The sequence below is a fragment of the Klebsiella planticola ATCC 33531 genome, assembly GCF_000735435.1.
GTDB classification, from domain to species: Bacteria; Pseudomonadota; Gammaproteobacteria; order Enterobacterales; family Enterobacteriaceae; genus Klebsiella; species Klebsiella planticola.
Genome location: NZ_JMPP01000036.1, coordinates 37,320 through 59,162, shown reverse-complemented (window position 1 = coordinate 59,162; position 21,843 = coordinate 37,320). Strand labels below are relative to the sequence as shown.

Annotated in this window: 20 protein-coding genes; 15 read left to right on the top strand and 5 right to left on the bottom strand. The window is 54.7% G+C overall.

Going from position 1 to position 21,843, the window contains the following annotated elements; all coding sequences use genetic code 11:
- Positions 1 to 1,174, bottom strand: a 1,174-nt coding sequence (locus GRPL_RS09815) for a fumarate hydratase (protein ID WP_032699687.1), incomplete at its 3' end; no start/stop codon positions are given.
- A 196-nt stretch (positions 1,175 to 1,370) separates the two neighbouring features.
- Between GRPL_RS09815 and manA the strand changes: the two genes are divergently transcribed.
- Together manA and GRPL_RS09825 are read left to right on the top strand one after the other, a co-directional pair.
- Positions 1,371 to 2,549, top strand: coding sequence for a mannose-6-phosphate isomerase (gene manA / locus GRPL_RS09820; protein ID WP_032687434.1), 1,179 nt, complete (start codon positions 1,371 to 1,373; stop codon positions 2,547 to 2,549).
- A 98-nt stretch (positions 2,550 to 2,647) separates the two neighbouring features.
- Positions 2,648 to 4,192 (top strand): YdgA family protein, encoded by a 1,545-nt coding sequence (locus GRPL_RS09825; protein WP_032687433.1) that lies wholly within the window; start codon positions 2,648 to 2,650, stop codon positions 4,190 to 4,192.
- Between the two features lie 26 nt (positions 4,193 to 4,218).
- On the opposite strand, the gene GRPL_RS09830 is transcribed toward GRPL_RS09825, so the two are convergent.
- Positions 4,219 to 5,247 carry a Mal regulon transcriptional regulator MalI gene (locus tag GRPL_RS09830; RefSeq protein ID WP_032687430.1) on the bottom strand — a complete coding sequence of 343 codons (1,029 nt, stop codon included), beginning with the start codon at positions 5,245 to 5,247 and terminating at the stop codon, positions 4,219 to 4,221.
- Positions 5,248 to 5,421: 174 nt separating this feature from the next.
- Here GRPL_RS09830 and malX point away from each other — a divergent pair, with 174 nt between their 5' ends.
- The gene (malX, locus tag GRPL_RS09835; protein ID WP_032687429.1) at positions 5,422 to 7,014 is read left to right on the top strand and encodes a maltose/glucose-specific PTS transporter subunit IIBC; all 1,593 of its coding nucleotides are present in this window, start codon (positions 5,422 to 5,424) and stop codon (positions 7,012 to 7,014) included.
- A gap of 49 nt (positions 7,015 to 7,063) precedes the next feature.
- Positions 7,064 to 8,236 carry a MalY/PatB family protein gene (locus tag GRPL_RS09840; RefSeq protein ID WP_032699686.1) on the top strand — a complete coding sequence of 391 codons (1,173 nt, stop codon included), beginning with the start codon at positions 7,064 to 7,066 and terminating at the stop codon, positions 8,234 to 8,236.
- Between the two features lie 70 nt (positions 8,237 to 8,306).
- Here GRPL_RS09840 and GRPL_RS09845 read toward each other — a convergent pair whose 3' ends face one another.
- The gene (locus GRPL_RS09845) at positions 8,307 to 9,335 is read right to left on the bottom strand and encodes a CorA family divalent cation transporter (protein ID WP_032699685.1); all 1,029 of its coding nucleotides are present in this window, start codon (positions 9,333 to 9,335) and stop codon (positions 8,307 to 8,309) included.
- A 187-nt stretch (positions 9,336 to 9,522) separates the two neighbouring features.
- On the opposite strand from GRPL_RS09845, the gene GRPL_RS09850 reads away from it, so the two are divergent.
- The 4 genes from GRPL_RS09850 to yedF all read left to right on the top strand — a co-directional run bounded on the left by GRPL_RS09850 (position 9,523) and on the right by yedF (position 13,152).
- Entirely contained in the window at positions 9,523 to 11,145 is a 1,623-nt protein-coding gene (locus GRPL_RS09850) for an inorganic phosphate transporter (protein ID WP_032687426.1), read from the top strand.
- A 164-nt stretch (positions 11,146 to 11,309) separates the two neighbouring features.
- Complete coding sequence (ydfZ, locus tag GRPL_RS09855; RefSeq protein WP_004862611.1) at positions 11,310 to 11,513, top strand: putative selenium delivery protein YdfZ; 204 nt, start codon at positions 11,310 to 11,312, stop codon at positions 11,511 to 11,513.
- A gap of 197 nt (positions 11,514 to 11,710) precedes the next feature.
- Positions 11,711 to 12,922, top strand: coding sequence for a selenium metabolism membrane protein YedE/FdhT (yedE, locus tag GRPL_RS09860; RefSeq protein ID WP_032699684.1), 1,212 nt, complete (start codon positions 11,711 to 11,713; stop codon positions 12,920 to 12,922).
- The gene (gene yedF / locus GRPL_RS09865; protein ID WP_032687424.1) at positions 12,919 to 13,152 is read left to right on the top strand and encodes a sulfurtransferase-like selenium metabolism protein YedF; all 234 of its coding nucleotides are present in this window, start codon (positions 12,919 to 12,921) and stop codon (positions 13,150 to 13,152) included. The genes yedE and yedF overlap by 4 nt, the downstream gene beginning before the upstream one ends.
- 55 nt (positions 13,153 to 13,207) lie before the next feature.
- Here the strand turns inward: yedF and metQ are convergent, their stop codons facing one another.
- A complete protein-coding gene (gene metQ, locus GRPL_RS09870; RefSeq protein ID WP_032699683.1) occupies positions 13,208 to 14,023 on the bottom strand; it encodes a methionine ABC transporter substrate-binding lipoprotein MetQ in 816 nt (271 codons plus the stop codon).
- 510 nt (positions 14,024 to 14,533) lie between these two features.
- On the opposite strand from metQ, the gene dgcJ reads away from it, so the two are divergent.
- Entirely contained in the window at positions 14,534 to 16,066 is a 1,533-nt protein-coding gene (dgcJ, locus tag GRPL_RS09875) for a diguanylate cyclase DgcJ (RefSeq protein WP_032699682.1), read from the top strand.
- Between the two features lie 258 nt (positions 16,067 to 16,324).
- Positions 16,325 to 17,326 carry an adenosine deaminase gene (gene add, locus GRPL_RS09880; protein WP_032699681.1) on the top strand — a complete coding sequence of 334 codons (1,002 nt, stop codon included), beginning with the start codon at positions 16,325 to 16,327 and terminating at the stop codon, positions 17,324 to 17,326.
- 36 nt (positions 17,327 to 17,362) lie between these two features.
- On the opposite strand, the gene GRPL_RS09885 is transcribed toward add, so the two are convergent.
- Positions 17,363 to 18,403: an oxidoreductase gene (locus tag GRPL_RS09885; protein WP_032687421.1), complete on the bottom strand. Its 1,041-nt coding sequence runs from the start codon at positions 18,401 to 18,403 to the stop codon at positions 17,363 to 17,365.
- A gap of 189 nt (positions 18,404 to 18,592) precedes the next feature.
- Between GRPL_RS09885 and blr the strand changes: the two genes are divergently transcribed.
- The 5 genes from blr to rsxA all read left to right on the top strand — a co-directional run bounded on the left by blr (position 18,593) and on the right by rsxA (position 21,842).
- Positions 18,593 to 18,742 (top strand): division septum protein Blr, encoded by a 150-nt coding sequence (gene blr, locus GRPL_RS26970; protein WP_071999979.1) that lies wholly within the window; start codon positions 18,593 to 18,595, stop codon positions 18,740 to 18,742.
- A gap of 126 nt (positions 18,743 to 18,868) precedes the next feature.
- On the top strand, positions 18,869 to 20,239 hold the full coding sequence (locus GRPL_RS09890; protein ID WP_032699680.1) for a GH1 family beta-glucosidase: 1,371 nt from the start codon (positions 18,869 to 18,871) through the stop codon (positions 20,237 to 20,239).
- A gap of 217 nt (positions 20,240 to 20,456) precedes the next feature.
- On the top strand, positions 20,457 to 20,672 hold the full coding sequence (gene ydgT / locus GRPL_RS09895; protein ID WP_032687419.1) for a transcription modulator YdgT: 216 nt from the start codon (positions 20,457 to 20,459) through the stop codon (positions 20,670 to 20,672).
- Between the two features lie 68 nt (positions 20,673 to 20,740).
- Positions 20,741 to 21,181: a DUF2569 domain-containing protein gene (locus tag GRPL_RS09900; RefSeq protein WP_032687418.1), complete on the top strand. Its 441-nt coding sequence runs from the start codon at positions 20,741 to 20,743 to the stop codon at positions 21,179 to 21,181.
- A 79-nt stretch (positions 21,182 to 21,260) separates the two neighbouring features.
- On the top strand, positions 21,261 to 21,842 hold the full coding sequence (rsxA, locus tag GRPL_RS09905) for an electron transport complex subunit RsxA (protein ID WP_004862649.1): 582 nt from the start codon (positions 21,261 to 21,263) through the stop codon (positions 21,840 to 21,842).
- Position 21,843: the final 1 nt, after the last annotated feature.

The following is a 21,843-nucleotide window of genomic DNA, read 5'->3' as shown; positions in this document are numbered from 1 at the left end:
CTACGATGATGGTGCCGCTGAGCGACAGCCGGGTCGATACCGGGTACTGCGACAGCAGTGCCAGAATCTCGCTCATCGGCTGATTGAGATTAACCTTCACCGCTTCACCTTCACCGGCCTGACGCAGCGACTCGGGAATGTATTTGCCCGGGTTGCTTTCCAGCTTCTCCAGCCAGATCCCTTCCCGGTTGATTTTAGCCTTGATATTGCGGTCAGCGGAACAAGAGACGCCCATGCCGACCGGGCAGGAGGCCCCGTGGCGCGGCAGACGCACTACGCGGATATCGTGGGCGAAGTATTTGCCGCCGAACTGCGCGCCGAGGCCGAGATTCTGCGCTTCCAGCAGCAGCTCTTGCTCCAGCTGAATATCGCGGAACGCCTGACCGTGTTCGTTACCTTCGGTCGGCAGGCCATCATAATATTTGGTCGATGCCAGCTTCACGGTTTTCAGCGTCGATTCCGCCGAGGTGCCGCCAATCACGAAGGCGATATGGTACGGCGGACAGGCCGCGGTGCCGAGAGTGCGCATCTTCTCAACCAGGTAGCTTTTCAGCTTCGCCGGGGTAATCAGCGCTTTGGTTTCCTGATACAGATAGGTCTTGTTGGCCGAACCTCCGCCCTTGGCGATACAGAGGAATTTGTATTCGTCACCGTCGGTAGCATAAAGATCGATCTGCGCCGGCAGGTTAGTCCCGGTGTTGACCTCTTTATACATATCCAGGGCCGCGTTCTGCGAGTAGCGCAGGTTATCCTGGATATAGGTGTTATAGACCCCCTGCGCCAGCGCCGCTTCATCGCCGCCGCCGGTCCAGACGCGCTGGCCCTTTTTACCGGTGATGATTGCGGTACCGGTATCCTGGCAGGTCGGCAAAATGCCTTTGGCCGCGATATCGGAGTTACGCAGGAACTGCAGGGCGACGTATTTGTCGTTTTCACTGGCTTCCGGGTCGTTAAGGATATCGGCGACCTGCTGCTGGTGCGCCGGGCGCAACATGAAGGAAGCATCGTGAAAAGCGTGTTGTGCCAGAAGGGTCAGCGCCTGAGGTTCAACCTTCAGGACTTCCTGGCCGGCGAATTCGGCGACAGAGACGTAGTCACGACTGAGGAGATAATACTCGGTGTCATCCTTTTTGAGGGGGAAAGGATCCTGATAAACAAACGGTTTATTCGACATTGTGCTCTCACTTACTGCTGGGCTGATTATATTTCAGGCAGACACTCCATTTGCCTGTAGAAAAGCGAGTCGATCAATTTTACACAAAATTTTAACAAAAACTGAGACAAGGACGACTTTTTCTTTCAGCAGTTGCTTCTCGGCGGTTTGCTGGTTTAATAGAGCGATTATTATCATGTGGAAACAGGGATTGAGAATGCAAAAGCTCATTAACTCAGTGCAGAACTACGCCTGGGGAAGTCACACCGCATTAACGGAACTTTATGGTATCGCCAACCCGGACAACCTGCCAATGGCGGAGCTATGGATGGGCGCGCACCCGAAAAGCAGCTCGCAGATTCTCGACGCCGACGGTCGCCCGCACGCGCTGCGCCAGATCATCGACGGCGACAAGTCCGCGCTGCTCGGCGACAAGGTTGCACAGCGTTTTGGCGAGCTGCCGTTCCTGTTTAAAGTGCTCTGCGCCGCCCAGCCGCTCTCCATTCAGGTTCATCCGAACAAGCAGGCCTCAGAAATTGGCTTTGCCAAAGAGAACGCCGCCGGCATTCCGCTGGATGCCGCTGAACGTAATTATAAAGATCCTAACCACAAGCCGGAGCTGGTCTTTGCGCTGACGCCATTCCTGGCGATGAACGCGTTCCGCGAATTTAACGAGATTGCCGCCCTGCTGCAGCCGGTTGCCAGCGCGCACCCGGCCATCGGTGAATTTCTCAGCCAGCCGGATGCTGAACATTTAAGCCAGCTGTTCGCCGGCCTGCTCAATATGCAAGGTGAAGAAAAAGCGCAGGCTCTGCGCGTGCTGCAAACCGCGCTGGATAACCAACAGGGCGAACCGTGGCAGACCATCCGCCTGATCGCCGAATTCTATCCCGACGACAGCGGCCTGTTCTCTCCGCTGCTGCTTAACGTGGTGAAGCTGAATCCAGGCGAAGCGATGTTCCTGTTCGCCGAAACGCCGCATGCCTACCTGCAGGGCGTGGCGCTGGAGGTGATGGCCAACTCGGATAACGTGCTGCGTGCCGGCCTGACGCCGAAGTACATCGATATCCCGGAGCTGGTTGCCAACGTGAAGTTCGTTGCCAAACCGGCAGGCGAGCTGCTGACTCAGCCGGTGAAACACGCCGCGGAGCTGGATTTCCCGATTCCGGTCGATGATTTCGCCTTCTCCCTGCACGATCTTTCGGCACAGCAATCCACCCTCGACCAGCAGAGCGCGGCCATCATTTTCTGCGTGGAAGGCGAAGCGGTTCTGCGTAAAGGTGAACAGCATCTGACCCTGAAAGCCGGTGAGTCGGCCTTTATTGGCTGTAACGAGTCGCCGGTTGCGGTCAGCGGCAGCGGTCGTCTGGCGCGCGTTTTTAATAAGCTCAAGTAAGTTACTGAACTTTTTAGCCGCGCTTGCTAGACTTTCCCTCATCATGACAACATGACCAGGCGGCTCGATCCGCCTGGTTTTATTTATGGACAAATGCTATGAAGAAATCGCTGGTCGCAGCAGGAATTATCGTGGCGCTGGGCGTCATCTGGACAGGTGGTGCCTGGTACACAGGGAAACAGCTGGAAAGTCACCTCGCCGAGGTGGTGCAACAGGCCAATGCGCAGCTACAGAGCAGCGCGCCGGAAGCGGGCGTCGAGCTGTCATGGCAAAACTACCAGCGCGGCGTGTTCAGTAGCCACCTGCAGCTGGTAGTGAAGCCGGTTGCCGGTAAAGAGAACAGCTGGCTTGCCGCCGGGCAGTCACTGGTGTTTGATGAAGCGGTCGATCACGGCCCCTTCCCGGCAGCAGCGCTGAAATCCGGCCAGCTTGCCCCGGCGATGGCGTCCGTCAGAACCACACTGGTTAATAACGACGCCAGCAAAGGGCTGTTTGATATCGCCAAAGGCGAATCCCCGTTTACTATCAATACCCGCATTGCCTACAGCGGCGACAGCCGGTCGGCTATCGATCTAAAACCACTCGACTACGCGAAAGGCGATGAGAAAGTCACCTTCAGCGGCGGTCAGTTCCAGCTCGATGCGGATGCGGAAGGCAAATCCGTGAGTCTGAGCGGTGAAGCGAGCAGCGGCCAGATCAACGCGCTCAATGAATACAACCAGAAAGTCCAGCTGAACTTCAATAATCTGAAAACCGACGGCGCCACCGAGATGACCAGCTTTAATGAGCGCATCGGTAAGCAAAAAATCTCCCTGGAGAAGCTGTCGATTGGCGTTGAAGGGAAAGAGCTGGCCCTGCTGGAAGGGATGAACATCGATGGCCAGTCTTCGCTGACTGAAGACGGTAAAGGGATTAACAGCCAGCTGGACTACACCGTCAACAGCCTGAAGCTGCAAAACCAGGATATCGGCAGCGGTAAACTGACCATCAAGCTGGCGAATCTTGATGGTCAGGCCTGGCATCAGTTCAGCCAGCAGTACAATGCCGAAGCTCAGGCGCTGATGGCGAAGCCGGAGCTGACGCAGAATCCTGAGCTGTATCAGCAGGCGCTGACGGAAACCTTCTTTAAAGCGCTACCGATTTTACTGAAGGGCAACCCGTCTCTGACTATCGCCCCGCTAAGCTGGCGCAATGCCAAAGGGGAAAGCACCTTCAATATGTCTGTTTTGCTGAAAGACCCTGCGCTGACCACCGCTGAGCCGCAAACGCTGGCGGATGAAGTGGATCGCAGCGTCAAGTCGCTCGACAGCAAGCTGGTGATTCCGGTCGATATGGCCACCGCATTTATGACTCAGATTGCCGGTCTCGAAGGTTACCAGCCGGAAGATGCGGCGAAACTGGCAGACCAGCAGGTGAAAGGTCTCGCCGCCATGGGACAGATGTTCCGCATTACCGCGATGGAAGACAACGCGATCACCTCCAGTCTGCAATACGCCGAAGGTCAGGTCACCCTGAACGGGCAGAAAATGCCGCTGGATGAGTTCGCGGGAATGTTTGGCTTTACTCTGCCGGCAGCCCCTGGCGCCGAACCGCAGGAAACCCTGCCTGAAGAAGTGGCGCCGCCGGTCGCGCCGCAGCAGTAATCTCGCGATTAGCCCCTTTCGAGGGGCTATTTTCGGGTCACCAGCCGCGGGGGCATAATTTGATTTCTCGCGCTCATCTGCCCCTTCTCCAGACGCCGTAGAATACATTCCGCCAGGCTCTGGCCCATCTCGCGCGCAGGCGTGGTGACCCAGGTCAACGGCACATCATCCAGCGCGCTTTCCGGGACTTCGGCAAACGCCGCCAGCGCCACGCGCTGTTCAAAATAGCTCTCCACGCTGTCTTCACCGCTCTGACGTCCCGCCCGCATCAGGCCGAACCAGGCGCCGGTGGCAATCACGTTGTTGTAACACAGCACGGCGGTAATGGTCGGGTTGTGCCGCAGCAGCGAGGCCATTGCTTCGGCCGCCAGCTTTTGGCTCGATTCGCACTCCACGACCCATTCGCTGTGAAACGGCAGCCCGTACTTCAGCAGCGTCGCGCAGTATCCGCCCACCCGCTCCGCACGCGTCAACGAAGCGCTTTGTCCGCCGAGCCAGGCGATGCGCTGGTGCCCGCGGCGGATCAGATGCTCGGTGACGATCTGCGCGGCCTGCATATTATCCGGACGGATAAGATCGATATCATCGAGATAGCTGGCGCGGGAGGCAAACACCAACGGCATGCCGACCTCCGCTGCGCGATCGCGCAGTTCGCTGCCTTTATCGATAGCGCCGGCGATAATCACCCCGTCTACGCCCTGCGAAATCAGGGTTTCAAAGCGTTGACGCATTTTTTCTCCACCGTCGCCGCCCTGGGTGAGAAAGACCATTTTCCCCTCGGCCTCAAGCGCGTCGGTCAGTCCGGCGGTAAGCTCCGCGTAAAAGGGTTTGGAGAGGTCGCTCACGATAAGACCAATCACCCCGCTCTGCCCGCCGCGCAGTGAAGCCGCCTGGCGGTTACGCACAAAACCCAGCTGTTCAATCGCCTGATTGACGCGCTCGCCGGTAGCCGACGATATCCGGCCTTTGCCGCTCAGCACCAGTGAAACCGTACTCACCGACACCCCTGCCACCTGCGCAACGTCGTTAATGGTGATCTTTTTTGCGATAGCCATAACTGCAACCGTCTCCCTGTGGCGGTCGATAAAACGTTTTATCAATGAGTTACCTTTATAAACGTTATCTTCGCCTGATTATGTGATTTTTATCGCACTAAAAAGTGATAAAACGTTTTATCTTGCCGTAGCGTTACACCCTACCCATAACTTAAAAAATCAGGATTCGTGTTAATGACGGCAAAAACGACACCAAAAATTACCTTGTGGGAGTTTTTCCAGCAGTTAGGAAAAACGTTTATGTTGCCCGTGGCGTTGCTTTCTTTTTGCGGGATCATGCTCGGGATCGGCAGCTCTTTAAGCAGTCATGATGTGCTCACCCTGCTGCCGTGGCTCGATATTCCGCTGCTGCAGGCCGTGTTTGTCTGGATGAGCAAAGTCGGCTCCTTCGCCTTTAGCTTCCTGCCGGTCATGTTCTGTATCGCGATTCCGCTGGGGCTGGCGCGCGAAAATAAAGGCGTGGCGGCTTTCGCCGGCTTCGTTGGCTATGCGGTCATGAACCTGGCGGTGAACTTCTGGCTCACCGCGAAAGGAATTCTGCCCACGACCGATGCGGCGGTGCTGAAAGCCAACAATATCCAGAACATCATCGGTATTCAGTCGATCGATACCGGGATCCTGGGGGCGGTGATCGCCGGGATCATTGTCTGGATGCTGCACGAGCGTTTTCATAATATCCGCCTGCCTGACGCATTAGCCTTCTTTGGCGGCACGCGTTTTGTGCCGATTATCACCACCGTGGTGCTCGGGCTGGTCGGCCTGGTTATCCCCCTCGTCTGGCCGGTCTTTGCCATGGGGATTAACGCCCTCGGTCACGTGATTAACAGCGCCGGCGACTTCGGACCGATGATCTTCGGTACCGGCGAACGTTTGCTGCTGCCGTTCGGTCTGCACCACATTCTGGTGGCCCTGATTCGCTTTACCGAAGCGGGCGGAACCCTGGATGTGTGCGGTCATACCGTTAGCGGCGCGCTGACTATCTTCCAGGCGCAGCTGAGCTGCCCGGAAACTCACGGCTTCTCAGAAAGTGCCACCCGTTTCCTGTCGCAGGGTAAAATGCCGGCATTCCTCGGCGGCCTGCCGGGGGCGGCGCTGGCGATGTACCACTGCGCGCGTCCGGAAAACCGTCATAAAATTAAAGGCCTGCTGATCTCCGGCGTGATTGCCTGCGTCGTCGGCGGCACCACGGAACCGCTGGAGTTCCTGTTCCTGTTCGTCGCCCCGGTACTGTATGTTATTCACGCCCTGCTGACCGGCCTCGGCTTCACCATCATGGCGGTGCTGGGCGTCACTATCGGCAACACCGACGGGAACGTCATTGACTTCGTGGTCTTCGGCATCCTGCACGGCCTGTCAACCAAGTGGTATCTGGTACCGGTGGTTGCCGCTATCTGGTTTGCGGTGTATTACGGCATCTTCCGCTTCGCCATTACCCGCTTTAACCTGAAAACGCCGGGCCGCGATATCGAAACCCAGACCGCCTTTGACAAAGCCGTGAGCGGCGTCACCGGTAAATCCGGTTACAACGTACCGGCCATTCTGGCCGCGCTGGGTGGGGCCGACAATATCGTTTCCCTGGATAACTGCATTACCCGCCTGCGGTTGTCGGTGCACGACATGAGTAAAGTGGATAGCGCCGCGCTGAAAGCCAACCGCGCCATCGGCGTAGTACAGCTGAATCAGCATAACCTGCAGGTGGTTATCGGCCCTCAGGTTCAGTCGGTGAAAGATGAAATGAGCGTACTGATGAATACCGTCCAGGCATAAACGCCCGCCCCCTCCTGACCCGGAGGGGGCTTTGATAAAGGAAGTGTCAATGTTTGATTTTGCAACGCCTGTCGATCGCCACGGCACCTGGTGTACGCAATGGGACTACGTAGCCGACCGCTTCGGTGCCGCCGACCTGCTCCCCTTTACTATCTCCGATATGGATTTCGCCACCGCCCCCTGCATTCTTGATGCCGTCAGTCGGCGCCTGGCGCACGGCGTGTTCGGTTACAGCCGCTGGAAAAACGATGAGTTTCTGGGCGCGGTCGCCCACTGGTACGCCAGCCGTTTTCAGTGCCCCGTTAACCGCGATGCAATCGTGTATGGCCCGTCGGTCATTTACATGGTGGCGGAGATGATTCGCCAGTGGTCTGACGAAGGCGATGGTGTGGTGGTCCATACGCCGGCCTATGACGCTTTTTATAAAACCATTGCCGGAAACCGCCGTCGCGTTGCGCCGGTCCCGCTGACGCATCGGGATAATCAGTGGCATTGCGATATGGCGCAGCTTGAACGCACGCTGGCGGAGCCGCGCAACACGCTGCTGCTGCTGTGCAGCCCGCATAACCCGACCGGAAGAGTGTGGAGCCGCGAAGAGCTTGAAACCATGGCCCTGCTGTGCGAAAAGCACGGCGTGAAGGTCATCAGCGATGAGATTCATATGGATATGGTCTGGGGTGAGCATCGTCATACGCCGTGGTGCGACGTCGCTCGCGGGCCGTGGGCGCTGTTCACCTCCGGCTCGAAAAGCTTCAATATTCCCGCGTTTACCGGGGCTTACGGCCTGATTGACGATGCCGCATCCCGCGAAGCTTATCTCACGGCTCTGAAGAGTCGCGATGGACTCTCTTCCCCCTCCGTGCCGGCGCTGGTCGCCCATATTGCCGCCTACCGTGAAGGCGCCCCGTGGCTCGATGCGCTACGGGCCTATTTGCAGGATAACATGCGCTATATTGCTCAGGCGCTCAATCAGGCCTTCCCGCAGCTGAACTGGAAGCCGCCGCAGGCCACCTATCTCGCCTGGATCGATCTGCGCCCGCTCGGCGTGGACGACCGCGCGCTGCAAAAAACGCTCATCGAGGTACAGAAGGTCGCCATTATGCCCGGGTATACCTACGGCGAAGAAGGCGTGGGTTTTGTGCGCCTCAATGCCGGCTGTCCCCGGGAGAAACTGGAAAGAGGCGTCAACGGATTGATTGCCGCCCTGCGTGCTTTAGCATAGCCACACCGCGGCGTTCAGCACGGTGTCAGCCGTGTTAAACGCTGCGGGCAAGCCTGCACAGCCCCCCGGCTCACAAATCGTCCCGCCGCCGGAAGGCCAGATAACCGGCCCCAAGGGTAAATCCCCCGACGAGCAGCACCAGCAGGATAAACCCGTGATGATTGGTCGAAAGCGGAATCCCCCCGACGTTCATGCCGAAGAACCCCGCCACAATATTGATCGGTAACGCCAGCACGGTAATGACCGTCAAGGTATATAGCGTGCGGTTGCTTTTTTCCATTTGCCGGGCGCTGATCTCCTCCTGCAGCAGGCTGATACGCTCGGTCAGCCCGGAGAGGTCGTTGAGCACTACGGTAAACTCCTCGGTGAACTGGCGAAACTCCTGAACCACGGAGCGGTCGATCCACGCCGGAGGCCGGTTGAGGAGCCGAAACATGGCTGCCGGTTCGGGAGCCAACAGCCGCTGAAAGCGCAGGAGCATCCGCCGCAGGCGCGCCAGATCGGCGCGGTTACGCTGGACATGGTTACTGAGCAGCCGCTCTTCGATGGTATCGACGTGGCGGCTTGCCTGGCGCACCACCTGTTCCAGCACCTCCTCCTGCTCTTCGAGCAAAAAGGCCAACAGCGCGGTGGAGGATGTCACGTTCAATGTCGCCAGCCGTGGCAACATCCATTCAATAAAGCGCAGCGGTTTATAGCGGGCCGTTACCACCAGCTTCTGACTGCAGTACAGCCACAGCGTCGATGTTTCTGCGGTGGTCTCTTTAGGATGAAAAATGACGTCGTTCAGCACGGCAAATAAATTGTCGCCCTGCCGCTCAATGCGGGTGGTGTGAGAACCGTCGCGGATCTCCTCAAAGAAAAAATCGGCAACGGGGAAATGGTTCATCAGCCACTTCTCGGCGGTTGCGTGGTTGAGATTAAGATGCAGCCAGACGAAATCATTTTCCCCGTCCAGCTCGTGAAAGCGGGAGCACACTTGCTGGGAGGTGATTTGCAGCGGCTGATGCCCTTCACGAAAAAGAAAACCGTACACCAGCCCAGAGACTTCCATATCAAAATCGGGCTTTAACATCTTTCCTGCGACATCTTGACTCATATATCCCTCAGGATTTTATTGCATGCTGTTCGGACCCGAATAAAGTCATCTTTCGCTATTTTTCAGAGCCTGGCAAGGTTAATGATTTGTTCATCAAACGGAAACCTGGCTGACATCTGCGTTTTATAAGTTCAGCGCTGTCACCCGTAATAATTTACCCTGTCTGACGTTTAGAGGAAGGTTCCTGATGAGCGATAACAGCAGCTCGCAACGCGTTGCGCCGGGCCTTAGCCCGCAAATCATCCAGTCAAAGATTTACCAAAAGAACAGTAAAAAAACTGTTCTTTTTTTTGTCTTTTTATTAGCTATCGGCATCGCATTTTCCGGCGTGAGCTTATTTAACGATGTCGCCCGTTCAGGAACGGTATATACCAGCTACCTGCCTTTTCTTTTATTAGGACTGGCTTTATTGATTGCACTCGGCTTTGAATTTGTTAACGGCTTCCATGATACCGCCAACGCCGTGGCCACCGTCATCTATACCCATTCTCTGCCGCCCACCGTCGCGGTCATGTGGTCCGGCTTTTTTAATTTCCTCGGCGTTTTGCTCTCCAGCGGCGTGGTGGCCTTCGGTATCATCTCATTACTCCCGGTCGAACTCATTCTGCAGGCCGGTACCGGCAACGGGTTTGCCATGGTGTATGCCCTGCTGTTTTCAGCCATTATCTGGAACCTGGGGACCTGGTGGTTCGGCCTGCCGTCCTCTTCGTCGCACACGCTGATCGGCTCGATCATTGGCGTTGGCGTTTCCAACGCGCTGATCCACGGACGCAACGGCACCAGCGGCGTCGACTGGGGCCAGGCGGTCAATGTCGGATATTCCCTGCTGCTCTCGCCGGTGGTCGGTTTTGTCTGCGCCGCCGTCCTGCTGCTGCTGTTAAAGCGCTTCGTCAAAAACAGACAGCTCTACGCCGCACCGAAAAATGACGCGCCGCCGCCGCTGTGGATCCGTAGTCTGCTGATCCTCACCTGTACCGGCGTTTCGTTTGCCCACGGCTCCAACGACGGGCAAAAGGGAATGGGGCTAATTATGCTGATTCTGGTGGGGACCATGCCCATCGCCTATGCGCTCAACCGCACTCTGCCGCCGGAACAGGCACCGCGGGTCGCGGCGCTGGCCGAAGTCACCGAAAACAGGCTGCTCCAACAATTCCCGGGGAACCTCCCCAGCGATCCTCGTGAAGTGTTGACCCAGTATGTGCGCGACAGCCAGCTGACGCCGGACGTGTTACCGGCGCTGGCGCATCTTTCCGGCATTATTGGCGACCAGATTCGCCAGTACGGTTCGGTAGATAAGATCCCGGCCCAGGCGGTATCCAACACCCGTAACGATATGTATCTGGCGTCGGAAACGATCAAGCATTTGAAGAACAACCCCGATGTCCAACTGCCGCGGGAGACGTCACAGAACCTCGATGCGCTGAAAAAAGAGCTCGATAACGCCACCCGTTTCATTCCGTTCTGGGTCAAAGTGGCCGTCGCTCTGGCGCTCGGGCTGGGCACCATGGTCGGCTGGCGGCGTATTGTCGTCACCATTGGTGAGAAGATCGGCAAAACGCACCTGACCTACGCTCAGGGCGCCAGCGCGGAACTGGTGGCGATGAGCACCATCGGCGCCGCCGATGCCTTTGGTCTTCCCGTCTCCACCACCCACGTCCTCTCTTCCGGTATCGCCGGAACCATGGCGGCAAATCGCTCAGGACTGCAGTTTTCTACCGTGCGTAATCTGCTGATGGCATGGGTACTCACACTGCCCGCCTCGGTGATACTCTCCGCGGTGCTGTACTGGATGTTCGCGAAAGTATCCTAGCCCGCGGCGCGGAATAGCCCGTAAGTCCCCCGTCGCCATGAAGGGGGACTTACGGGTAAAAACAGGCATGATTTTGATAAAGCTCAAAAAAATTCACCGGTAAAAGGTGTATTAAAAAAAGCCGCTAACCATCCCGTTCAGATATTTGATAAGAGGAGGAAACCATGAAAACTTACGATCGTAACCGTAACGCTATCTCAACAGGCAGCATGGTTATGGTGGCAGGAAATGGCGTGACGGGCGTTATTAAGGCCATCCACGGCGAAGGTAAAACGGCGGAACAATTACGCCGCGCGGACTGCGTGGAAATAGAAGGCTGCGAAGGACTATATTGCCCGATGAGCCTTATTCGGCTGGGCTTTCATTAATTGCCTCCCGACGATGACTCATCGACCTGCGCAAAGAGAATAAAAGAGAATAAAGGCCGCTACGCGGCCTTTATTTTTGTGGCCGGATCGATTCATATTGATCCCATCGAGCGTTTTCTCGCTATAAGCGGCGTATTATCCCGCCTTCTTGCACCCCGCCCGGGGTCATTTACCTTCTGAGTTCAGAGGCATCTTTCATGACATGGCAACAGTTCAAACAGGCCTACCTGATTAAATTCTGGGCGCCGGCCCCCGCGGTTATCGCAGCCGGTATTCTCTCCACCTATTATTTCGGTATTACCGGCACGTTCTGGGCCGTGACCGGGGAATTTACCCGCTGGGGCGGGCAGTTATTGCAACTTGCCGGGGTTCATACCGAGCAGTGGGGTTATTTCAAACTGATTCATCTCGAAGGGACGCCGTTAACCCGCATTGACGGCATGATGATTATCGGCATGTTTGGCGGCTGCTTCGCCGCCGCGCTGTGGGCAAACAATATCAAATTACGCCTGCCACGCAGCCGGATCCGTATTATTCAGGCCGTGGCGGGCGGGATCATTGCCGGCTTTGGCGCACGCCTGGCGATGGGCTGCAACCTGGCAGCCTTTTTTACCGGTATTCCTCAGTTTTCCCTCCACGCCTGGTTCTTTGCCATCGCAACGGCTATCGGAACCTGGTTTGGCGCGCGCTTTACGCTGCTGCCCCTGTTCCGTATCCCGGTCAGGATACAAAAAGTTTCGGCGGCCTCGCCGCTAACGCAAAAACCGGCGCAGGCGCGGCGTCGTTTTCGCGCAGGGATGCTGGTGTTCTTCGCCATGATCGCCTGGGGATTACTGACCGCACTCAATCAGCCTAAACTGGGACTGGCGATGCTGTTCGGGGTCGGTTTTGGTCTGCTGATTGAACGTGCGCAGATCTGCTTTACTTCGGCGTTCCGCGATATGTGGATCACCGGACGCACCTATATGGCCAAAGCGATTATCTTCGGGATGGCGGCGAGCGCGATTGGCATTTTCAGCTATGTGCAGCTGGGCATGGAGCCCAAAATCATGTGGGCTGGCCCGAATGCAGTCATCGGCGGCCTGCTGTTTGGTTTCGGTATTGTGCTGGCCGGCGGCTGTGAAACCGGCTGGATGTACCGCGCCGTTGAAGGTCAGGTCCACTACTGGTGGGTAGGGCTGGGCAACGTCATTGGTTCGACGATTCTGGCCTATTTCTGGGATGATTTATCCCCAACGCTGGCCACCAACTGGGATAAAGTCAATCTGCTGGCCACCTTCGGGCCGTTTGGCGGCCTGCTGGTGACCTACCTGCTATTATTTATCGCGCTGATGCTGGTCATTGCCTGGGAGAAACATTTTTTCCGGCAGAAATCCGCCGCCATGGCCAATGTTAAGGAAACCGCATGAAAACTATCGTTCCCGATTATCGTCTCGACATGGTAGGCGAACCCTGTCCCTACCCGGCCGTTGCCACCCTGGAAGCGATGCCTTCGCTTAAGAAAGGGGAGATTCTGGAAGTGGTCAGCGATTGTCCCCAGTCGATTAATAACATTCCGCAGGACGCCCGCAACTACGGTTATACGGTGCTGGATATTCAACAAGACGGGCCAACTATCCGCTATTTGATCCAGAAGTAATCCCTGGCGCCCAGGCCGGTGACGTGCTCCCGCCGCCGGCCTGATGCCATACCGACTACCAGCCTTTTACCGCATCGCCTTTGTACAGCTCCGCTGCGGCAGCGGCGACTTCATCACTTTGATACGCTTTCACCAGGTTTTTCACCTTTGCACTGTCTTTGTTATCAATCCGGCTGGCGAAGATATTGACGTAGGGTGAATTTTTATCTTCGATGAAAAGCCCGTTACGGGTAGGCGAGAGCCCTACCTGACTGGAAAATGTCGTATTAATCACGGCAAGCGCAATTTGCCGATCGTCAAGCGCGCGAGTTAACTGCGGCGCCTCAATCTCGACGATTTTCAGCTTCTTCGGGTTGTTCACAATATCTAATGACGTTGGCAGCAGCCCCACCCCATCTTTAAGGGTAATCAGTCCCTGCTTTTGCAGCAAAAGCAGGGAACGTCCGAGGTTGGTCGGGTCGTTTGGCACGGCTACCTGAGCCCCTTCAGGTAGCTCATTAATGGCGTGTATTTTCTTCGAGTAGGCGGCGATCGGATAGACGAATGTCGTTCCTACCGCAACCAGCTTATAACCGCGCTCCTGGATCTGTTTATCCAGGTACGGTTTGTGCTGGAAAGCGTTGATATCCAGATCGCCATTATTCAGCGCTTCATTTGGCAAAACGAAATCGTTAAAGGTGACGATTTCAACATCAAGGTTATATTTCTCTTTCGCCACCTTCTGCGCCACCGCCCATACCTGCTGATCGACCCCCGCACTGATACCCACTTTGATATGGTTCGGGTCCTGCCCGGCGGGGCCACAGGCGGCAAGCAGCGAGGTGCTGGCGACAAGCAATGAAACAGCAAACTTCTTCAGCGTAAAAACCATAATCCCAGAGTCCTTTTTAAAATAGCCTGCCGCTCATAGCAGGAAAATTAGCGTCTGAGACTATAGAAAATATCATTGACGATATTAAAGACTGATTCACTATGATTTATAGCGATTGGCTATGAGCCCGTCTCATGGTTAAGGATGGCGAGGAGTCGCCTGGCGCAGCAGGCGCGATATTATGGATTAAGTCACTGGTAAAAAAGGCTAATGCAGATTAAAATTTCAGACAGATGTCACGGATTTCCATGCAAGATAATACCAACGAACCCGGGTAGAACGGTGTTGCATCCGCTGCGCGGGCGCGGGTATGCGCAACAGGCGATGGTAATGCCAGCGCCGCGAGGCTGACGCATGAATATTAAACCCGGTTGGCAGCAATATTTCCGATGTCTTCCCTTTCTCGTTACTGTTCTCATTTATTGAGCCATTGACATTCGGGTTCGTTGCCAGCGATTGCGCGCTATTGAGCCTGGGTTATCACGACTGCAGTTTTACAGGTCATTGAGAATGCACACCAACACGCTTTCCACGCGTTTCAGGTATATCAATACGTTGATCGTGATTCTGACCACGGCGATCTTCATCGGTTTCATCATCCGTGAATACCGCGATCTGGAAAGATATATGAGCTACGTGGCTGAAAATGGGAAATCAGCACTCTCCCATGCGGAATACATCAATCAGAATATGGCGTTTCAGCTTTCCAGAGCTTTTTCTGCTGCCCCCTCAGCGTCAGACGAGCAAAGGATTCAGCGGGACGACATTTGCGCATATCTTGAATCGGTGAATGGCGTACTGGGATTAAACCTTACCAGGCAGACATTTCATGGTTTAAACGGGACCTTGCAAACCCGGAATCCGGACTGTCGTAGCTGGGTCAGGGATGTTCCATCGCTTTCGGTTATTCAAAACGATCGCCACCTCCCGGCGTCAAAATATACTTTCTCCAGCTATCGCGGGTATATTTTCAACAACCTCAGGTATTATATCGATCTGGATAATGACTATATTTACATTAACAAACCCATTGCCGCCAACCAATACAAATTTGATAACTGGCAGGTCCGCAATGATAATGCCATCGACATTACCCGTAGCGCCCACATCATCAGCATTGATCGTCGGGCATTAAACGATTTTCTTCATGGAGAAAATGTCACTTCCCATGTTTATCGGGACGGTTATACTAAAAAAAACATTATCAGCATGTTAACCCCGGTTTTTAAAAATGGACAAATCAAAGGAATCATTGTCACCGATGTAAATATTGACGATTTAGCCACGGCCTTTTACACCGCGGACCGCCCGATACTCTGGCGCTTCCTGTCGCTGTACTTAACGGATGAAGTGACCGCCAGTGATATTTACTTTAACCGTTCGACCATCAAATCGATTAATATTATACAGTACCAGGAACATTTAACTCCGATCTACTTACTAAATATAAAATTAGATCTTATTTATTTTATCATCGACAACTTATGGTTGGCATTTATCTACGTTATGAGCACCTGGCTGCTTTGTCGCTACACCAAAAAACAAATGACACGCCATGCTGAACTGTCCAAAGATAATATTACTGACACGCTGACAGGCCTTTATAACAGAAAAATACTGAACGAGGCCTTGAGTAATAAAATCGACGCAATGCTGAAAAAGAACATTCCTGTTACGCTGGTATCTATCGACAGCGATGGTCTGAAAAGGATCAATGACACGCTCGGTCATGATATGGGCGATAAAGTCATCCAGTCATTAGGCCAGGCCATCGAGCAGTCCCTTCGTAAAAGTGACTATGGCATCCGTCCTGGCGGCGATGAGTTTCTATTAATTCTTATCGATACCGACTACGCGAAGAGCTTAGAAATCATCGCCCGAATCAAAGAAAACTTACGCCATACGGATAAAGACCCGCGGGTCTCATTTTCACATGGCAACTATCCATTAAAGCCAGGCGATTCCCTTGAGAGCGCGATCAAAAAATCCGATAAGCTGTTGTACGTTCACAAAAGAAATAAATATGGCGAGGCTGCACAATAGCCGCTGCTTCGCCTCTGCGCAGGAGACCCTGTCCTTTCGGATCCCGTCGTCCAGTCTCTTGACCTCAGCAGAAAGGGACTGGAGCGGCATCGATCGGCGCCCGGGGCTTTGACGGGATCAGCAGACGATCCTGCGGGCGTTCAAAACCGATCGCGCGTCTGACAGATGATTGTATCCACTGGATTTTTTCAATGCTTTTAAAGAGTTAAAGAATTGCTGTATAATGACGTGCACTTTAACTAAAAAATGAGTGCGACCATGATTGATTTAACTTTGCCATTAACCGACATTCACCGCCACCTTGACGGCAATATTCGTGCCCAAACCATTCTCGATCTTGGCCGCCAGTTCAATATCACCCTTCCAGCGACCTCGCTCGACACGCTGATCCCACATGTACAGGTCACCAGTAATGAACCCGATCTGGTCAGCTTCCTCGCCAAACTGGACTGGGGCGTAAAAGTTCTGGCCTCGCTGGAAGCCTGTCGTCGCGTTGCGTATGAAAACGTTGAGGATGCGGCGCGCAATGGTCTCCACTACGTTGAACTGCGTTTTTCGCCGCGCTATATGGCAATGACCCACCAGCTGCCGGTCGATGGCGTGGTTGAAGCGGTGATTGCCGGCGTACGTGAAGGCAGTCGCGATTTTAATGTCGAAACCCGCCTGATTGGTATTCTGAGCCGGACATTCGGCGAAGCGGCCTGCCAGCAAGAGCTGGACGCGCTGCTTGCCCACCGCGACGCTATTACCGCCCTGGATCTGGCGGGTGATGAACTCGGTTTCCCGGGCACTCTGTTTATGCAACACTTTACGTTGGCTCGCGATGCCGGCTGGCGTATTACCGTGCATGCCGGCGAAGCGGCCGGGCCGGAAAGCATCTGGCAGGCTATACGGGAGCTGGGAGCTGAGCGCATCGGACATGGCGTAAAAGCCGTCCAGGATCCGGCCCTGATGGATTACCTTGCGCAGCAGCGTATCGGTATTGAGTCCTGCCTGACCTCCAATATCCAGACCAGCACCGTGGCATCACTGGCTGAACATCCGCTTAAAACCTTCCTTGAACACGGCGTGCTGGCATCCATTAATACCGACGACCCGGCGGTACAAGGTATCGACATCATTAACGAATACACCGTGGCCGCGCCGGCAGCCGGCCTGAGTCGCGATCAGATTCGCCAGGCGCAAATCAATGGTCTGGAACTGGCGTTTCTCAGCAGTCAGGAAAAAGCGGCGCTGATTCAGCGCGTGCAGCAGGCCTGACCCCCAGCCCGGCGGCCTCGCTGCCGGGCAGAGGCTTTAGATAAGACTCAGGGTGGCGCGATGTTTCGCCGACTCCAGACCGAGTTCAATCAACTCCATAATCTGAATCGCCTGGCTGGCAGGCACCGGATTTTCGCCGCTGCCATTGAGGGTGTCGCGAATGGCAGCATAGTAAGCCGGGTAGTTACCCGGCAGAGTGAGCCAGTTTTCCGTCGTGCGTTCCTCCCCCTCAACCCGTGTCAGTACCCCGTCACGCATATCGTATCCCCAGTCCTCCTGCGGCAACCGCTCGCCATTTTTCAGCCGCTCCTCCTGCGGGTCCAGCCCATATTTAACATAGCTTGCCCGGGAACCGTGGACGATATACCGCGCGGTTTCTGCTGCCGCCAGTAGCGTGCCGTGCAACACCACCCGGCGCTGAGGATATGCCAGCACGGCGTGGAAATAGTCGGTCGCCTGGGCGCCCGGACGCAGCTGCGCCAAATCAACGCTAATACTGACCGGCAGGCCAAATAAATTGACGACCTGATCAAGAAGGTGCGGTCCCAAATCGTACCAGATTCCGCTTCCCGGGCCGCCCTGTTCGCGCCAGCGGTTACGAACCTCCGGACGATAGCGATCGAAGTGCGATTCAAAGTAGCCCACCTCGCCCAGCAGGCCTTCGTTAATCAGCGATTTCAGTGTCAGAAAGTCACTATCCCAGCGGCGATTATGAAAAACGGACAGCAGTCTGCCGCAGCGCCTGGCCACGGCCTCCAGCTCCCTTGCCTGTGACAGTGTCACGGTAAAAGGTTTATCCACGACCACATGCTTGTCCGCTTCCAGCGCCGCTTTTGCCAGCGGGAAATGGCTATCGTTTGGCGTAGCGATGACGACCAAATCAATATCAGGGTTGCTCAGTAAGTCTGCGGGTTCGGCCACCACGCTCACCTGGGGCCAGTCGGCCTGGACTTTCCTTTCATCGCTACTGGACACCGCGGCCAGCGTCATTCCCGGCGTACCGCTGATTAACGGCGCATGGAAAGTTTTACTCGCATATCCGTAGCCAATCATCCCCACCCGGATAGTGTCACTCATCTTGCAGCCCTCTCATTCAAGGATTTTTGCCCTCTGATAACTATAAGCCTCAATTGATTTATTAGCTTTGCTTATGCTTCTCAAGCGTTCACCTTTACAGCAATCGTGACAATACTCATCCGTCAGCCCTTGCGTTACTCTCACCATTTAGTAACATTTACGTCTGTTTTAACTTTTAATTTCAGGATTATGGCAAACGTTTTTAACCGAATTGTAGAACTTATTGGTTGGGTTGTATTTGGCGTTTCAGCCCTGCTTTTGGTTATCGCTCACCACATTGATAATTACCAATCCCCGCCTCCGGCTAATGCTGTGCAAACAAGCTCCCTGTCCCATTAGCCTGTCAGCCTCTGCTGACGCTAAACAGTGACCCACTTCGCAAGTGTGCAACCGGTTTCAGAAACCGGTTGCACACGGCTAAACGCATTCACTACACTCTCTTTATCATTCGATAAGGAGTTTTTCATGGCCGCATTTCCGCAACATTTTCTTTGGGGCGCCGCCACCGCAGCCTATCAGGTTGAAGGCGGTCACGATGCCGACGGTAAAGGCCCGTCAATCTGGGACATATACGCCCATCAACCCGGCGCGACATTCGAAAACACCAATGGTGATGTCGCCGTCGATCACTATCATCGTTTTCGCGAAGACGTTGCCCTGATGGCCGAAATGGGCCTGCAAAGCTACCGTTTCTCTATCTCCTGGCCTCGCCTGCTGCCTCATGGCCGTGGTGAAGTTAACGAAGCGGGCGTCCGGTTTTATAGCGATCTGATCGATGAGCTACTGGCTCACAATATCGAGCCGATGATTACGCTCTATCACTGGGACCTGCCGCAGGCGCTGCAGGATGAAGGGGGCTGGGAAGCGCGAAGCACCGCCGAAGCGTTCGCCGAGTATGCCCGCTTGTGTTACGCGCGCTACGGTTCCCGGGTAAAGCTGTGGGCAACCTTCAACGAAACCATAGTGTTCATCGGACACGGCTATATTAACGGCTGCCATCCGCCGGCGGTGCGCGATCCGGCGCGCGCCATCCAGGCCTGTCATCACGTTTTTATTGCCCACGCGATGGCGGTAAAACAGTTTCGCGAAAGCGGTATCCATGGCGAGATTGGATTCGTGAATGTCCTGCAGCCGCATACGCCGCTCACCGACAGCGTAGCAGATCGTCAGGCCAGCGACATGGCGGACGCGATACATACACACTGGCTATACGATCCGGTGTTAAAAGGCCATTACCCCGAGTCGCTTTTACAGCAGGCCCAGGCCCTGTGGGGGGTCCCGCAGTTTGCTCCCGGCGATGACGCGCTGCTGCGCGACAACCGCTGCGATTTTATTGGTCTGAACTATTATCGTCGTGAGACCGTCTCAGCCCGACCTCAGGAGGGACTCAGCGGCGGTGAACCGGGCGTCGAAGGTCTGTTTTATTTCGTGCGCAACCCGCAGAGCACCTATACCGAATGGGGCTGGGAGATTTGGCCGCAGGGGTTAACCGACGGCATAATGATGATCAAAGACCGCTACGGCGATATTCCCATTTACATCACCGAAAATGGTTTAGGCGCAAAAGATCCGATTATTGATGGTGAGGTCGTTGACGATCCGCGTATCGACTATCTCAGCAGCCATATTAATGCGCTGGAAAAGGCCCTCGAAGCCGGGGCCGATGTCCGCGGTTATTATCCCTGGTCCTTTATTGATCTGCTGAGCTGGCTGAATGGTTACCAAAAACAATACGGTTTTGTGTATGTTGATCATCAGCAGGAGCTCGCCCGTAAACGGAAAAAGAGCTTTTTTTGGTATCAAAACGTGATTGCCAGCCGGGGCAAACAGCGTTAATCTTCTCTCCCAGGCGCCGCCCGGCGCCTGATTTAGCTCTAGAATATTCTTAAATTTCTTTTGACTACCTCAGGAATGAAATCATTTCTTGTCTTTAGTATTTACAACCTAAATAATTTCATCCGGCCCGTTAAGAAGGCACTGTTTGTTGAATGATGGTTTACCGACAGTTGTTAATATTCGACTTGTTTATTCCGATTATAAAATGGAAACGCAAATGACCGTTCAGGACTACTTATTAAAATTCCGTAAAATCAGCTCCCTTGAAAGCCTTGAAAAACTTTTTGACCATCTTAACTATTCTTTGACCGACACCGCGGAAATCGTCAACATGTATCGCGCTGCCGATCACCGCCGGGCAGAGCTGGTTTCTGGCGGTAAATTGTTCGATGTCGGGCAGGTTCCGAAATCCGTCTGGCGTTACGTGCAATAAAAACTGTTCTCCGCCATGGCAGTTGCTTATACTCCCGCTCTTCATTTTGATTGAATCCGGGAGAAATCATGTCTTCTCACTCTGCAGAACGTATCGGCGGGTGGCTGCTGGCGCCGCTCGCATGGCTACTGGTTGCTCTGCTTAGCACTTCGCTGTCGCTGTTAATCTTTGCTAATGCGTTGATGAGCTCCCGGACCTACGCCCTGCTGGCGGAAATGAGCACAGGGCACCTCCTGCTTTGGGTGGGGTCGCTGCTGTTCGCCCTCGCCATGTGGTACTATACCCTGTGGCTAACCATTGCGTTTTTCAAACGGCGAAGCATCGTACCAAAGCACTATATTATCTGGCTGCTCATCTCTCTGCTGCTGGCGATAAAGGCCTTTGCTTTTTCACCCATATCAGACGTGATGGCCTTGCGCCAGCTGCTGTTTCCGCTTCTCGCCGCGGCGCTGTTAGTCCCCTATTTCAAACGTTCCGCACGGGTTAAGCGAACCTTCGTGAATTCGTAATAACCCCACAGTTAACCTGTTGTCGCCGGTATCGATTTATTCGATAATAGGCGGCTTTTTCTGTTTTCAGGTCGAGTTGATGGCTGATTATTTACTGCTCTTTATTGGTACTGTCCTTGTGAACAACTTCGTGCTGGTGAAGTTTCTTGGACTGTGCCCGTTTATGGGGGTTTCCAAAAAACTGGAAACCGCAATGGGGATGGGACTGGCCACCACCTTTGTGATGACGCTGGCCTCAATTTGCGCCTGGCTGATTGATACCTGGATTCTAATCCCGCTTAACCTGATCTACCTGCGTACCCTGGCTTTTATCCTGGTTATCGCGGTAGTGGTGCAGTTCACCGAGATGGTAGTGCGCAAAACCAGCCCTGCCCTGTATCGACTGCTCGGTATTTTCTTACCGCTGATCACCACCAACTGTGCGGTGCTCGGCGTCGCGCTGCTGAATATTAACCTCGGGCATAACTTCTTGCAGTCCGCGCTCTACGGCTTTGCCGCCGCGGTCGGTTTCTCGCTGGTGATGGTTCTGTTCGCCGCTATTCGCGAACGCCTGGTGGTTGCAGATGTGCCTGCGCCGTTTCGTGGTAATGCCATTGCCCTGGTAACTGCCGGTTTAATGTCGCTGGCCTTTATGGGCTTTAGTGGTTTGGTGAAGTTGTAAT